Below are 14,892 nucleotides of genomic sequence, written 5' to 3' on the forward strand. Positions count from 1 at the left end.
TCCTTAATATGAAAAATTAATTATAAAAAAATTTTAATATTCATTGAGCTAAATAAATATCTTAAAAGTGCTGATTAAATAGCACATTATGTATCTTTTCTATACGATTTAGTAATTATAAAATAATTGCGATTAATTCAAAGTTAAACTAAATATAGGTAGGGAAGATAAAATGAACGGAAATGAAAAAACAGCATTAATTGAACAACTACAAACTATTGTTGGCAAGAAATATACGTTAACAAACCCTAATCGGACTTTGCCTTATCGTCAAGGTATTCGTTTTGGTGAAGGTGATGCATTAGCGGTTGTATTACCTGGCACATTAGTTGAGCAATGGCAAATATTAAAAGCATGTGTTGCCGCTGATGTTATTGTTATTACGCAATCAGCCAATACTGGCTTAACAGGTGGATCAACCCCAGATGGCAATGATTATGATAGACCGGTTGTAATTGTGAGCACTCGCCGTTTAGAAGGTATTCAAGTTATTGAAAATGGTGAGCAGGTTGTTTGTTTACCCGGAAGTACATTATTCCGTTTGGAAAAAGAGTTAAAAAAATATAATCGAGGACCTCATTCAGTTATTGGCTCATCATGTATCGGTGCATCTGTTATGGGAGGGGTCTGTAATAATTCTGGTGGTTCCCTGATTCAACGTGGTCCTGCTTATACCCAAATGGCTGTGTTTGCACAATTGGATGCACAAGGTCAATTGCATCTTGTTAACCACTTGGGCATTGAACTGGGTGATGAGCCAGAAACCATTTTACGAAATCTAGAAAATCATACCTATACTGAAAAGGATATTAATCGTAATGCGGGATTAGGTCATGATCATCATTATTGCGATCATGTTCGTGAAGTTGATGCTGATACACCTGCACGTTTTAATGCCGATCCAGCTCGCCATTATGAAGCTTCGGGAAGTGCTGGTCGCTTAATGGTTTTTGCCGTGCGTCTTGATACATTTCCATTAGAGAAAAAATCAGAAGTATTTTATATAGGTACTAATGACATTAATGAGTTAAATGATATTCGTCGTCATATTTTAAGTCAGTTTAAAACATTACCTGTATCAGGCGAATATATGCATCGAGTCGCATTTGATATTGCTGCGGTTTATGGCAAACCAACTTTTTTAGCTATCCAAAAATTAGGTACTGATACCATACCTCGCCTTTTTGCTTTTAAAAACTTTGTTGATCGCGTTACAGGTAAAATTCCATTCTTTCCGAAAAACTTTTCTGATCGTTTTTCAATTTTTGTTGCTAAATTTTTACCTAATCACTTACCGAAAACCATTCGAGACTACCGTGATCGCTATGAACATCATTTGATTTTAAAAATGGCAGATGATGGGATAGCCGAAGCTGAAGCATTTTTGAAATCGTATTTCCAAAATAAAAACGGAAGTTATTTTTTGTGTAATGCAAAAGAGGCTGAAGCAGCAATGTTACATCGATTTGCAGCGGCAGGTGCAGCGACATCTTATCGAAATGTCCATAGTAAAACAGTGGAAAACATTGTAGCGTTAGATATTGCTTTACGCCGTAATGATACAGATTGGTTTGAAACTTTGCCAGAAGACATTGATCAAAACTTTATCTATAAAATGTATTATGGGCATTTTTTCTGTTATGTCTTTCATCAAGACTATATTGCTAAAAAAGGCACCGATTGTGATAAAGTGAAAGAACAAATTTTAGCTTTACTTGATCAGCGTGGAGCACAATATCCAGCAGAGCACAATGTTGGTCACCTGTATCATGCTAATGCCGATTTGAAAAAATTCTATCAAGAGCTTGATCCGACCAATAGCCTCAATCCTGGTATTGGTAAAACTTCTAAGAAAAAATATTGGAAGTAATCCAATCTTAGCAATTGCCAGCTGATATAAGCTGGCAAAGCTTAGATGGAGATAATTTAATGCACAATGATCAACTTTAGTCGCTTTAACCTAGTAGTATGGCAAGGTGAGATTATCAATATGATGGTTGATCAAACAGATAATAATTATTTTATATTCTGTGATAAGTAAAACTATTTAAACAAATAGCTAGATAATAAAAAGGGCGCGCAGCCCTTTTTAATTTAAGAGCGCCATTGTTAAAGCATTTTCTTTAATTGATACAACATCTCTAATGCTTGTTTTGGTGATAAAGCATCAGGGTCGATCTGTTTGAGCGCTTGTTCAAGTTCAGATGGTTCACTTTCTGTCACAAAACTAAGCTGTGATTGGTCCACATGACTGTTTGCCGCTTGTTTCGAAATGACTTCAAGCTCTTTTAGTTTTTGTTTGGCGCGTTTTAATACTTGCTTCGGTACGCCAGCTAATCCCGCTACTGCAATACCAAAACTTTTACTGGCCGCACCTTCAGATACTTCATGGATAAAGGCAACGGTGTTGTCATGTTCAATGGCATCAAAATGAATGTTATAAACGCCTTGCATATGTTCAGGCAATTGCGTTAACTCAAAGTAATGGGTAGCAAAAAGTGTCATCGCTTTGATTTGGTTTGCTAAGTTTTCAGCACATGCCCAAGCTAAGGATAATCCGTCATAAGTTGAGGTACCACGTCCAATCTCGTCCATTAGCACAAGGCTTTGTTCAGTGGCATTATGCATTATGTTAGCGGTTTCAGTCATTTCGACCATGAAAGTTGAACGACCCGACGCTAAATCATCCGATGCACCAATGCGGGTAAAGATGCGATCAACCGGTCCAATAATGGTTTTGGATGCTGGCACAAAACTACCTATGTAGCTCAGTAAGACAATTAATGCAGCTTGGCGCATATACGTGCTTTTACCACCCATATTAGGGCCGGTGATAATGAGCAATCTTCTATCAGGTGAAAGCCGTAATGAGTTAGCAATAAATGGCGTTTGCAATACTTGTTCAATAACGATATGGCGACCATTGATAATTTCAATACCTGCTTTTTCAGAAAATGTAGGGCATTGATAATTAAGTGTTAAAGCGCGTTCAGCTAAATTCGTTAAGACATCAAGTTCAGCGATAGCATCGGCACTGAGTTGCATTTCGGCAAGCTGTGGCATAAGTAAATCAAACAATTGATCATATAACTGTTTTTCAAGTGCTAGTGCACGACCTTTTGAGGTGAGGACTTTATCCTCATACTCTTTAAGCTCTGGAATGATGTAACGTTCAACATTTTTAAGCGTTTGGCGTCGGGTATAATGAATTGGTGCTAAATGGCTTTGTCCCCGACTAATTTGAATATAGTAACCATGTACAGCATTAAACCCGACTTTTAGTGTGTCGATACCTAAAGTTTCACGCTCACGAATTTCCAGTTGTTCCAGATAATTTGTTGCACCATCTGCAAGATTGCGTAGTTCGTCAAGTTCGGCATTGTAACCGCTGGCAATGACGCCTCCATCACGAATAATGACAGGTGGCGTTTGGACAATTGCTCGCGTTAAAATAGATGCAATGTGATCAAATTGATTGATTTTAGCTCGCAAAGCAATTAAAGCTGGCGTATTCATTTGGCTTAATAACTGTTGCATTTGTGGCAGTAAGTTATAAGCATCACGCAAACGGGCAAAATCGCGTGGGCGAGCTGTTCGCAGTGCAAGCCGCGCTAAAATACGCTCAAGGTCGCCAATGAGTTTTAATAATGGCTGAATATCATCAATATGATCTTGTAATTCACTGATTGCTTGTTGACGGTGTTGTAATAAGTTTATGTCACGAATTGGCGCATGTAACCAGCGTTTTAACATGCGGCTACCCATTGGGGTTTGGGTTTTATCTAAAATTTCAGCCACTGTATTTTGTGTGCCACCCGATAAATTTTCAGTGATTTCTAGGTTGCGCCGCGTTGCCGCATCGAGTACCACAAAGTCGAAAGCTGATTGTTTGATGATTGAACGAATATGCGGTAGCGCGGTGCGCTGTGTATCTTTCACATATTGCAGTAAACAGCCAGCTGCACTAAGTGCATAAATACAATCTTCCACCCCAAATCCAACTAAATCATTGGTACCAAATTGCAAGTTAAGCTGCTGTTTGGCGGTTTCAAGATCAAAATCCCACAATGGACGACGTCTTAGCCCGTGACGATTTTCAATTAATGACATGGATTGAAACTCTTCCGGATAAAGAAGTTCAACTGGATTGGTGCGTTGTAATTCAGCTTGTATTGATTCGTAACTATCTGTTTCAAAAATAAAAAACCGCCCAGAACTTATATCGAGCGTGGCATAACCATAGTGGTTTTTTGATTGCCATATTGATGCTAATAAATTATCTTTACGATCTTCTAATAATAATTCATCACTGACCGTACCAGGTGTTACAATACGAACAATTTTGCGCTCGACAGGGCCTTTACTGGTTGCCGGATCCCCGACTTGTTCACAAATCGCAACCGATTCACCAAGAGAAATTAACTTTGCTAAATAGCTCTCAACTGCATGATACGGTACGCCGGCCATCGGAATCGGCTCGCCATTAGAAGAACCACGTTTAGTTAACGATATATCAAGTAATTGCGAAGCTCGTTTGGCATCATCATAAAACATCTCATAAAAATCGCCCATACGATAAAACAGTAGAATGTCGGGATTTTCCGCTTTTAGTCTGAGGTACTGCCGCATCATTGGTGTGTGTTCAGTAAAGTTTTCTTGTTCGGTCATCGTATTAATTCTTACTAAATTAGCTCATTATTTATTCAACATTGATTTATTATAGCGAAATATTAGGATTTATCGGAGTATTTATTTTAAGAGGTTAAAGAATTTTATGTTTTACTTTTTTCTATTGGCGTTGTCATAAAGCAAAAAAATGACTTTTTTGTTACACACTTTTGATTTTATTTATGATTAGTGATATCCAAAAATTGGTTAATAAACAATTTAATTAAATCGTGCCTTATTGTGCTTAATGATCTTGAATAACCTATTAAAATTTGATAGTTTACTTGCAGTTATTTTTATCGTTTAACACAAAAGAAGGTAATTGTTATGACAATCAAAGTAGGTATTAATGGTTTTGGCCGTATTGGTCGTATTGTTTTCCGTGCTGCTCAAAAACGTTCTGACATTGAAATCGTTGCAATCAATGATTTATTAGATGTTGAATATATGGCTTATATGCTTAAATATGATTCAACTCATGGACGTTTTGATGGTAAAGTTGAAGTTAAAGATGGAAAACTAATCGTTAATGGTAAAACAATCCGTGTTACTGCTGAAAAAGATCCAGCAAACTTAAAATGGAATGAAGTGGGTGTTGATGTTGTTGCTGAAGCAACTGGTTTATTCTTAACTGACGAAACTGCGCGTAAACATATCCAAGCAGGAGCTAAAAAAGTCGTATTAACTGGTCCATCTAAAGATAGTACTCCTATGTTTGTAATGGGTGTTAACGATAAAGATTATGCAGGTCAAGATATCGTATCTAATGCATCATGTACAACTAACTGTTTAGCACCTTTAGCGAAAGTTGTTAATGATAACTTCGGTATTGTTGAAGCGTTAATGACAACTGTTCACGCAACAACAGCAACTCAAAAAACTGTTGATGGCCCATCTCACAAAGATTGGCGTGGTGGTCGTGGTGCTGCACAAAACATCATTCCATCTTCAACTGGTGCTGCTAAAGCTGTAGGTAAAGTTATTCCTGAATTAAATGGTAAATTAACAGGTATGGCTTTCCGTGTTCCAACTCCAGACGTTTCTGTTGTTGATTTAACTGCGCGTTTAGCAAAACCTGCTAAATACGAAGATATCTGTAAAGCAATCAAAGCTGCTGCTGAAGGCCCAATGAAGGGTGTGCTTGGCTATACAGAAGATGATGTAGTTTCAACTGACTTCTTAGGTGAAGTTTGTACTTCAGTATTCGATGCTAAAGCAGGTATTCAATTAAGTGATACTTTTGTTAAACTTGTTTCTTGGTATGATAATGAAGTTGGTTATTCAAACAAAGTATTAGACTTAATTGCTGTTGTTTCTAAAAAATAAGTCATCTTTGTGTCATATTAGAAAGGCAACCTTATGGTTGCCTTTTTTGTAATTAAAATAATCAATAATGATGATTACGCGGCAAATAAAAAAGCCCATTTTCGCAAATGGGCTTTTTACTTAGACTAATTAACGAATTAATTAGTTATTAAATAACGACAACATCAGCTGCAGCTGGTCCGCGAGGGCTATCTTGGATTGCAAATTCAACTTGTTGTCCTTCAGCTAAAGTTTTGAATCCGTCACCGGAAATAGCTGAGAAATGGACAAAGACGTCTTTGCTTCCATCGGTAGGGGTAATAAAACCAAAACCTTTACTCTCGTTAAACCATTTGACTTGGCCTGTTTTCTTATTCATTTACTAGACATCCTAACAATAATTAATAATTTGCCTTTACGGCTCGCATAGACTTAAACTTAGTATAGATTATGTAATTCATGACTAAAAAATATAAATAAATTTACATTAAAAAGTTAATCGTTTTCATAATGAATAGCTTTGTTATAAGTCTGTTACTATTACCGCACAAATTATAATCGAAAGCAAGATATTAATGACAATTTTTTCATGTTAGAGTGCAGTTTTTTATAAATTTTTAGTTAAATAAATGTAATTTGATCTAAAACAAATTATTAAATCTTAAAAATTTTATAATTATTTCGAAAGTGTAATTTACAAAAAAAACCAGAGTATGAGAAAAAAATTTCATAGCTCTGGTTTAACGGTTACTTTTTTACATCAAATTGTGAAATTAACAGTAATTTTATTTTTTCTTTGCTCTTTCAAAAGATTCTAAAATCTCTTTACGAGCAGAATCGACATTTTCCCAACCGTCAACTTTAACCCATTTACCTTTTTCTAACGCTTTGTATTGTTCAAAAAAGTGTTTAATTTGTGACTTGAGTAGTTCAGGTAAATCGTCAACATCTTTTATATGATCATACTCTTTTGTTAGTTTGGTGTGTGGTACCGCAACTAATTTTGCATCAACACCTGACTCATCTGTCATTTTTAGAACGCCAACTGGGCGACAACGAATAACGGCACCCGGTTGTAAAGGGTAAGGCGTTGGGACTAATACATCAACAGGATCACCATCTAAAGATAGTGTATGGTTGATATAACCATAATTACATGGGTAAAACATTGCTGTTGCCATGAAGCGGTCGACAAATACAGCACCCGTATCTTTATCAACTTCGTATTTAATTGGTGAAGCATTCGCTGGAATTTCAATTACAACATAAATATCATCTGGTAATTCTTTACCTGCTGGTACATTTAAAAGTCCCATTTTTGTATCCTCTATTATTTATTTGTTAATAATATTGTTTAGTGACAAGTCTTAAGCACACATTATAAAAGTTATTCCGTGTCGCTCAATTCTTTTAGATATTGAAAAATCTGTCTGGCTGTTTTCGGAGGCTTGTTCGACGCTAACTCTTTTTTAGCCATACGAGCAAAAGTACGTAGCTGCTGCCTGTCAGCATTTGGATATAAGTCCATAATCATTTCAGCATCGCCGGTTTCAATCAGTTCATCGCGTAACATTTCAAGTTTATGAAACATCGCTACTTGTTGATTATGGCGGTTTTTGAGTTTATCTAGGGCAAGTGTTATTGGCTCGATATCCCGATTTCTGAGTAATTTACCAATATATTGAATTTGTCTTCTGTAACCCTCTTTTTTGATTTTTTGAGCCAATTCGATGGCATACAGTAAATCTTCATCAAGGGGGATTTTAGCAAGTTCATTTTTACTTAAATTAACGAGTTCAATACCGAGTTTTTTAAGTTCTTCAGCATCTCTTTTTATTTCACTTTTACTAACGTAGATAATTTCATCTTCGATATCATCGACATTAAAGTTTGCTTCTTCGGTTGTCTTTTGATTTTGATTCATATAATTTCTTTTGTTAACTAAAATGCATTTCTGGCTTATTATAACGTATCACTAGCAGAATTGTAGAAAATAATAAAATGAGTATTGAACAAATTAAAAAAGAGGCAAAAGATCAAAAAGCAAATTTGTCGGCTATAGTGGCTGATACAATTGCTAAGGCAAAATCGCGTGTTGATTCAGTTGCGGTGTCAATTAATCAGTCAACTGGTATTAATGTCAGTACCCGTTTAGGTGAACCTGAAACGGTCGAATTTAACAGTGATGGTGCTTTAGCTATTACTGTTTATCAAAATCAGCGAAAGGGGAGCGCTTCTACTAATGATTTATCCCCTAAGGCTATTGAGCAAACTATTGATATGGCGGTTAATATTATGCAATACACTTCGCCTGATCCTTACTCTGGATTAGGTGATCGTTCTTTAATGGCATTTAATGCGCCTGATTTAGATCTTTTTTACCCGAGTGATCTGAATGTTGATCGAGCTATTGAACAAGCAAAGCAAGCAGAAGAAGTGGCACTCGCTAATCCAAAAATAAAAAGTAGTGATGGTGGCTATTTTAGCAGTCGTTATGGTATTTACATGTATGGCAATAGTTTGGGAATGTTACAAGGCTATTGTGCGAGTTCGCATTCTCTTTCTTGTTCAGTTATTGCTGAACAAAATGGTCAAATGGAGCGTAATTACGCCTATACTTCGTCACGTGATATTAGTGAACTAAGATCTCCTTCATGGGTAGGCGAACAATCTGCACAACGAACTATTGCACATTTAGGCGCCAGGCAGATAGCTACAATGCAAGCGCCAGTTCTTTTTTGTCCAGAGGTAGCGGTTGGCTTAATTGGTCATTTAGTTGGTGCAATTAGTGGGGGAGCAATTTATCGTAAATCCTCATTTTTGTTAGATAGTATTGGTAAATCAGTGTTTCCTTCATGGTTAACTATTTTTGAAGATCCTCATATTCTAAAAGGTGTCGGCTCTTCTCCTTTTGATAGTGAGGGAACTCAAACGGTCAAACGTAATATTATTGAGCAAGGCGTATTGCAAACTTATTTACTCGGGAATTATTCAGCCCGAAAATTAGGTTTAAAATCGACGGGTCACGCAGGCGGAATTCATAACTGGTTAGTATCTTCTAGCCAGCCTCGCAGTGATTTCAATGCTATGTTGGCTAAATTAGATAAAGGTGTTGTAGTTACGTCATTGATGGGTCAAGGTGTCAACAATATTACTGGCGATTATTCTCGAGGCGCAACTGGATTTTGGGTTGAAAATGGTCAAATACAGTATCCAATTAATGAATTTACCATTGCTGGAAATCTTAAGGATATGTATCAAAATATTGTAGCAATTGGTAATGATATTGAAACAAGAACCAATATTCAATGTGGATCGATATTGATTGATAATATGAGTATAGCAGGGAAATAAAAGACATATATGGGAAGCGTGACAAACAGCGCACTAATGCAAAAAATTGCATTATGGATGCCAGGGTTAAAAAATTTATTACACTATAGGCGTGATTACTTTAGTTTTGATCTCAAAGCGGGTTTATCAGTTGCAGCTGTTTCTTTACCCGTCTCAATTGCTTATGCAGAACTCACTGGTGTTGGAGCAATTGCTGGATTATATTCAACAATATTACCGTTGATTGTTTATGCACTTTTTGGCTCTTCCAGACAACTTATTGTTGGTCCTGATACTGCAACATGTGCGGTAGTTGCCGCAGTAGTTTTACCACTGGCATCAAATGATCCTATTTTGCGTTGGCAGCTGGTTGTTATATTAACAATTATGATTGGAATATGGTGTATCATCGCCGGCAAATTGCACTTAGGTGCGCTGGCTGATTTGCTTAGTCAACCGATATTAATTGGTTTACTCAATGGCATTTCTATCACCATAATGGTGGATCAGCTCGCCAAGACATTAGGGTTCTCTTATGATTACTCTTACTTAATTGAACGCGTTGTCTATTTACCGTTTAAAATTCCACAAATTCATATCTTCACAGCATTAATTTCACTGTTTACTTTGGTGATATTGATCGGCTTGAAAAAAATAAAACCACGTTATCCCGCACCGCTTTTTGCCGTGGTTGTGATGACTTTTTTTTCTTGGTTATTTAATTTTGAATCTCACAATATTCGTATTATTGGCACAGTGACTGGTGATTTTATCCCCGTTGAATCATGGCTTGATTTTGATAAAGGCTTGATGCGTGATTTAGTTGTGCCATCACTGAATATAGCGATTATTTGTTTTGTCAGTATGATGATAACAGTACGAAGTTTTGCTTCAAAAAATAACTATGAAACTAATGCTGATGTTGAATTTAAAGCCTTAGGTATGGCAAATATTGTGGCTGGATTATCACAAGGATTTGTGGTTAGTGGCACTTCATCGCGAACTGCGGTTAATGATGCTAATGGCGGCAAAACCCAGTTGGTTTCGATTATTGCAGCTATCATTATTGGTTTTGTTGTTTTGTTTTTATTATCCCCATTAAAATATATTCCAACCTGTGTATTAGGGGTGATTTTAATTTATTCTTCAATTTCGCTAATTAACTTTCAGACTATTATTCGCTTTTTTAAATTTGATCGTGATGCGTTTTATTTAAGTTTAACCACCCTAGTTTCGGTGTTAGTCATTGGTATTATTCCCGGTATGGCGCTAGCGGTGTTATTAGGTTTATTCTTATTTTTAAGACGAGTATTTAGACCTAAAGATCAATTACTTGGAGTTGATGAAAGTGGACGCATTCATTCTTTAGGCAAAGACGTTAAACCTTTAGATAATACCATTATTTATCGATTTAACTCTCCACTTACTTACTTTAACATTGCCTATTTTAAGCGCAGAATTATCAGTTATATTGACGAAGCACAGCAACCGATAAGTTATGTCATTGTCGATGCTATTCCATGTTTTACTTATAAAGATGTTAGTGTTTTGTCGGGTATTGAAGAGCTGGTGAAATCGTTAAAAGTCAGAAATGTGATTTTGATACTATCGGGTCGACGAAAAACATTAAAAAACTGGTTTAAACAGATGAATATTAAGTTAGATGAACAGTATATTGAATTTGCTTATGATCTCTATTTTTCAGTTCGACTAGTGCAAAGTAAAGAGCACATGGAAAATAATGAAGATGATTTAAATCATTAATAATAAAACCATCTTATAATCATTAACTAGCATATTAAGGAATATTATGAATCAAATTAGCAAAATACCTAAAATAGAGATGATTAGCACCGGTGACGAAGTGTTATATGGTCAAATAATCGATACTAATGCTACATGGTTGTCGCAATTGCTATTTGAAGAAGGTATTACGATCACATCAAGATATACCGTTGGTGATAATTTAGAACAATTGATTCATACATTCAAGCAGCGTAGCTTAGTTAATGACATTATTATTATCAATGGTGGTTTAGGACCAACAAGCGATGATTTAACCGCAGAAGCTGCTGCTAAAGCTAACAATGAATCACTGACATTAAACCATGATTGGCTACTTAAAATTGAACATTATTTTAGCCGTCGTGGTAAAACCATGCCTTCAAGTAATATTAAGCAAGCAATGTTGCCTGAAAGTGCCTCTTTAATTGATAACCCGATCGGCACGGCTTGTGGATTTAAAATGGAAATCAACAACTGTTTGCTATTTTTTACACCCGGGGTACCATCAGAATTTAAAGAAATGGTACAAGACTCTATATTACTCGACATTATAGAGCGCTTGCCAACAATCGATAAAAAATTGTGTTACCGATTAACGACGATGGGGCGAACTGAAAGCGATCTCGCTACAGAAATTGAAGCTAAAATTGATCTTCCAGAAGATATTATGATTGGCTATCGTGCAGCAATGCCAATTATTGAATTAAAACTAACAGGACCAGAGTCTCAAAAAGATAAAATGGATGAATTATGGTCTAAAATTAAAGTTATTGTTTCTAGCAATTTTTTATTTGAAGGTGTGTTAAGCCAACAAGATGCGTTTGGTTTAGCTCAACTGGTTTCTAGATTATTACTTGACAAAAATCAGACTATCGCCGTTATTGAACAGCAATCGGCGGGGGTTATTGGCTCACAATTATTTGAATCGGCTGCGCCTTTAGTCAAATCAGAAATTTTACCGTTGTTACTTGAAGATCCAAAATCGTATTGTTTACAGATCTTAAATCATAATCATGCAGATATTGTGCTTGGACTGGTTAATTTCCGTGAAAAAAATAGCGAATTTACGCTATTAATTGCAACGTCAAAACAGGTTTGGCAATATAATTTAAAATATACGGGTCGTATGCAAAATCGACAAACTGAGCGCAAAATTTTTTGCGCGATTGCTTTAGATGCTTTACGGCGTTACTTACTAAATATGCCAATAATTGGGCCAAACGTTTGGTTAGAAGTTATCGCCTAATGTTATTTGGCATTGGCGATAAGGTTGGTTATTTTACATAGTGAAATAATATATATATGGACAATTCCCCATAAAATTAAGTACAATAAGCGATCTTTCACATTAGGTAATTTAGTAAAACAAATTAGAGGTAAAAATGGCTCGTGTAACTGTTCAAGATGCAGTAGAAAAAATTGGTAATCGCTTTGATCTGGTTTTAGTTGCAGCAAGACGTGCTCGCCAATTACAAGTTGAAAATAAGTCGCCATTAGTTCCGGAAGAAAACGACAAGGAAACCGTTGTAGCATTACGTGAAATCGAAGATGGTCTTGTCAATAAACAAATTCTTGATAGTGCTGATTTTCAGGCTTTACAAGATGAAGAGGCTGAGGTTCGTTCTGCACTTCATGAATCGATTCTTCTCGAAAATACTCCCTCGTACGAATAAGTTTTTCTGAGAATTGCCTATGCAATATTTTGACAGCTTAAAAGAGATTGTTGCATCTTATCTTCCAGCTAAACAAGTTGAAGTGATTCAAGAAGCTTACTTTTTTGCTCAAAAAGCGCATGAAGGGCAATTCAGATGTAGTGGTGAACCGTATATTACTCACCCAGTTGCCGTCGCAACGATTTTAGCGGATATGCGGCTTGATTATGAAACCATCATTGCCGCACTTTTGCATGATACCATCGAAGATACCCCCGTCACCTTTCAAGATATAACTAAAGAATTTGGCAAGCATGTCGCTATTTTAGTTGAAGGTGTTTCCAAACTTGATAAGCTAAAATTTCGTAACAGGCAAGAAGCGCAAGCTGAAAATTTTCGCAAAATGGTGTTAGCCATGACCGAAGATGTGCGAGTTATATTGATTAAACTTGCCGATCGTACTCATAACATGCGCACATTAGGTGCATTAAGACCTGACAAACGCAGACGAATTGCCAAAGAGACATTAGAAATTTATGCGCCATTAGCACATCGATTGGGAATCCATCACATTAAAACCGAGCTGGAAATTCTAGGTTTTACTGCTATGCATCCCAATAGAGCGAAAGTGTTAGAAAAAGTTGTGAAAGCAGCGCGAGGTACTCGAAAAGAATTAATCCAACAAATCTTATCAGAGATTAGAGGGCGTTTGGCTGAAGCTAATATCGAAGCTGAAGTTGAGGGACTTGAAAAGAATATCTATGTCATTTATCAAAAAATGCAAATGCGTGAACAACACTTTCACTCTATTATGGATATTTATATCTTTCGGATTGTGGTTAAAGATGTTGATGCTTGCTACCGTGCACTTGGTTTGGTACATAATTTATATAAACCAAGACTTAACCGTTTTAAAGACTATATAGCTATTCCAAAAGCAAATGGCTATCAATCTTTACACTCGTCATTAATAGGTCCGCATGGTACTCCCGTTGAAGTGCAAATACGCACTGAGGATATGGATCAAATGGCCGAAATGGGGGTCGCTGCCCATTGGGTGTATAACGAAAATGATGAGCTCAACCACACCACTACTCAAATTAAAGCTCAACGCTGGATGCAAAGTTTATTAGAATTACAACAAAGTGTGGGCAATTCTTTTGAATTTATAGAAAATGTTAAATCCGATCTTTTTCCTAAAGAAATCTATGTCTTTACCCCTAAAGGTCGTATTGTCCAATTACCCGAAGGTTCAACAGCAGTTGATTTAGCCTATGCTGTTCATTCCGATATTGGTTATCAATGCATTGGTGCGATTGTAGATCGTAAACCATTCCCGCTTTCTCAGCCATTAAGTAATGGACAAACGGTTGAAATTATTACTTCTCCTGAAGGTCGTCCTAATGCGAATTGGTTAAATTTTGTTGTTAGTGCGAAAGCACGATCTCGTATCCGCCAAGCTTTAAAAACGTTAAAGCGTGAAGATGCTATCGAATTAGGTCGACGTTTGCTTAATCTCTCTTTAATTAAAACCGGCGGCATTGATGAGCTTTCGCAAAAACAGATTGCCAGAATTGTTGAATTAACAAAATTACCGACTTTTGATGATGTACTGGCTGAAATTGGTTTAGGTAATGTGATGAGTCACTTTATTGTTAAAGGCTTGGAACATAAAGCATTACTAAATAATCACTCAGAGGCGAATAAGACATTAGTCATCACAGGTAGTGAAGGTGTACTAGTAACATTTTCAAAATGTTGCCATCCTATTCCAAATGATCCAATTATTGGGCATGTTAGTCCAGAAAAAGGATTAACTGTACACCACGAATCTTGTCGTAATATTACCGGATATCAAAATAATCCTGAAAAATATATTCCATTAAAGTGGGCACCGAATATTGAACAGCTCTTTGTTGCTGAAATTTGGGTTGATATTCTCAATAATCAAGGCTCGTTAGGTCATGTCTTGTCTATCATTAATGATGAACAAGCTCATCTTCAATGGTTGAATACTGAAGAAAAAGATCGACAAATTTATACGATTATTCTACAAATTGAAGTAAAAAATGTTCAACAACTTAATGAACTGATGCGTAAATTATCGCTACAGCAAGATGTGGTGAGTGTGACTCGCAATGTCAATTAG

The 14,892-nt window shown here is 36.3% G+C and carries 11 protein-coding genes; 7 read left to right on the forward strand and 4 right to left on the reverse strand.

What is annotated here, in order from left to right; all coding sequences use genetic code 11:
• The first annotated feature begins 172 nt into the window (after positions 1-172).
• Positions 173-1,870 (forward strand): D-lactate dehydrogenase, encoded by a 1,698-nt coding sequence (gene dld, locus A9G09_RS03450; protein ID WP_065633522.1) that lies wholly within the window; start codon positions 173-175, stop codon positions 1,868-1,870.
• A 239-nt stretch (positions 1,871-2,109) separates the two neighbouring features.
• On the opposite strand, the gene mutS is transcribed toward dld, so the two are convergent.
• Positions 2,110-4,668 (reverse strand): DNA mismatch repair protein MutS, encoded by a 2,559-nt coding sequence (gene mutS / locus A9G09_RS03455; RefSeq protein ID WP_065633523.1) that lies wholly within the window; start codon positions 4,666-4,668, stop codon positions 2,110-2,112.
• Between the two features lie 327 nt (positions 4,669-4,995).
• Between mutS and gapA the strand changes: the two genes are divergently transcribed.
• A complete protein-coding gene (gene gapA, locus A9G09_RS03460; RefSeq protein WP_065633524.1) occupies positions 4,996-5,994 on the forward strand; it encodes a glyceraldehyde-3-phosphate dehydrogenase in 999 nt (332 codons plus the stop codon).
• Between the two features lie 148 nt (positions 5,995-6,142).
• On the opposite strand, the gene A9G09_RS03465 is transcribed toward gapA, so the two are convergent.
• The 3 genes from A9G09_RS03465 to yjgA all read right to left on the reverse strand — a co-directional run bounded on the left by A9G09_RS03465 (position 6,143) and on the right by yjgA (position 7,897).
• Positions 6,143-6,352: a cold shock domain-containing protein gene (locus A9G09_RS03465; protein WP_065633525.1), complete on the reverse strand. Its 210-nt coding sequence runs from the start codon at positions 6,350-6,352 to the stop codon at positions 6,143-6,145.
• Between the two features lie 406 nt (positions 6,353-6,758).
• Entirely contained in the window at positions 6,759-7,289 is a 531-nt protein-coding gene (gene ppa / locus A9G09_RS03470; protein ID WP_065633526.1) for an inorganic diphosphatase, read from the reverse strand.
• A gap of 71 nt (positions 7,290-7,360) precedes the next feature.
• The gene (gene yjgA / locus A9G09_RS03475; protein WP_065633527.1) at positions 7,361-7,897 is read right to left on the reverse strand and encodes a ribosome biogenesis factor YjgA; all 537 of its coding nucleotides are present in this window, start codon (positions 7,895-7,897) and stop codon (positions 7,361-7,363) included.
• Between the two features lie 77 nt (positions 7,898-7,974).
• Between yjgA and pmbA the strand changes: the two genes are divergently transcribed.
• From pmbA to spoT, 5 genes are all read left to right on the forward strand, one after another.
• The gene (gene pmbA, locus A9G09_RS03480; protein WP_065633528.1) at positions 7,975-9,327 is read left to right on the forward strand and encodes a metalloprotease PmbA; all 1,353 of its coding nucleotides are present in this window, start codon (positions 7,975-7,977) and stop codon (positions 9,325-9,327) included.
• 36 nt (positions 9,328-9,363) lie between these two features.
• The gene (locus tag A9G09_RS03485; RefSeq protein WP_065633559.1) at positions 9,364-11,070 is read left to right on the forward strand and encodes a SulP family inorganic anion transporter; all 1,707 of its coding nucleotides are present in this window, start codon (positions 9,364-9,366) and stop codon (positions 11,068-11,070) included.
• Positions 11,071-11,116: 46 nt separating this feature from the next.
• Positions 11,117-12,337, forward strand: coding sequence for a CinA family nicotinamide mononucleotide deamidase-related protein (locus A9G09_RS03490; protein ID WP_081297463.1), 1,221 nt, complete (start codon positions 11,117-11,119; stop codon positions 12,335-12,337).
• 136 nt (positions 12,338-12,473) lie between these two features.
• A complete protein-coding gene (gene rpoZ, locus A9G09_RS03495) occupies positions 12,474-12,764 on the forward strand; it encodes a DNA-directed RNA polymerase subunit omega (protein ID WP_065633529.1) in 291 nt (96 codons plus the stop codon).
• Between the two features lie 19 nt (positions 12,765-12,783).
• Positions 12,784-14,892 (forward strand): bifunctional GTP diphosphokinase/guanosine-3',5'-bis pyrophosphate 3'-pyrophosphohydrolase, encoded by a 2,109-nt coding sequence (spoT, locus tag A9G09_RS03500; protein WP_065633530.1) that lies wholly within the window; start codon positions 12,784-12,786, stop codon positions 14,890-14,892.

This window comes from Gilliamella sp. wkB292, from assembly GCF_001690235.1.
Taxonomy (GTDB): Bacteria; Pseudomonadota; Gammaproteobacteria; order Enterobacterales; family Orbaceae; genus Gilliamella; species Gilliamella apicola_F.

Coding starts and splice junctions, on each gene's coding strand:
- ppa (WP_065633526.1), bottom strand. CDS start 7,289: ATGGGACTTTTAAATGTACCAGCAGGTAAAGAATTACCAGATGATATT.
- yjgA (WP_065633527.1), bottom strand. CDS start 7,897: ATGAATCAAAATCAAAAGACAACCGAAGAAGCAAACTTTAATGTCGAT.
- dld (WP_065633522.1), top strand. CDS start 173: ATGAACGGAAATGAAAAAACAGCATTAATTGAACAACTACAAACTATT.
- A9G09_RS03485 (WP_065633559.1), top strand. CDS start 9,364: ATGCAAAAAATTGCATTATGGATGCCAGGGTTAAAAAATTTATTACAC.
- gapA (WP_065633524.1), top strand. CDS start 4,996: ATGACAATCAAAGTAGGTATTAATGGTTTTGGCCGTATTGGTCGTATT.
- spoT (WP_065633530.1), top strand. CDS start 12,784: ATGCAATATTTTGACAGCTTAAAAGAGATTGTTGCATCTTATCTTCCA.
- A9G09_RS03490 (WP_081297463.1), top strand. CDS start 11,117: ATGAATCAAATTAGCAAAATACCTAAAATAGAGATGATTAGCACCGGT.
- pmbA (WP_065633528.1), top strand. CDS start 7,975: ATGAGTATTGAACAAATTAAAAAAGAGGCAAAAGATCAAAAAGCAAAT.
- A9G09_RS03465 (WP_065633525.1), bottom strand. CDS start 6,352: ATGAATAAGAAAACAGGCCAAGTCAAATGGTTTAACGAGAGTAAAGGT.
- rpoZ (WP_065633529.1), top strand. CDS start 12,474: ATGGCTCGTGTAACTGTTCAAGATGCAGTAGAAAAAATTGGTAATCGC.
- mutS (WP_065633523.1), bottom strand. CDS start 4,668: ATGACCGAACAAGAAAACTTTACTGAACACACACCAATGATGCGGCAG.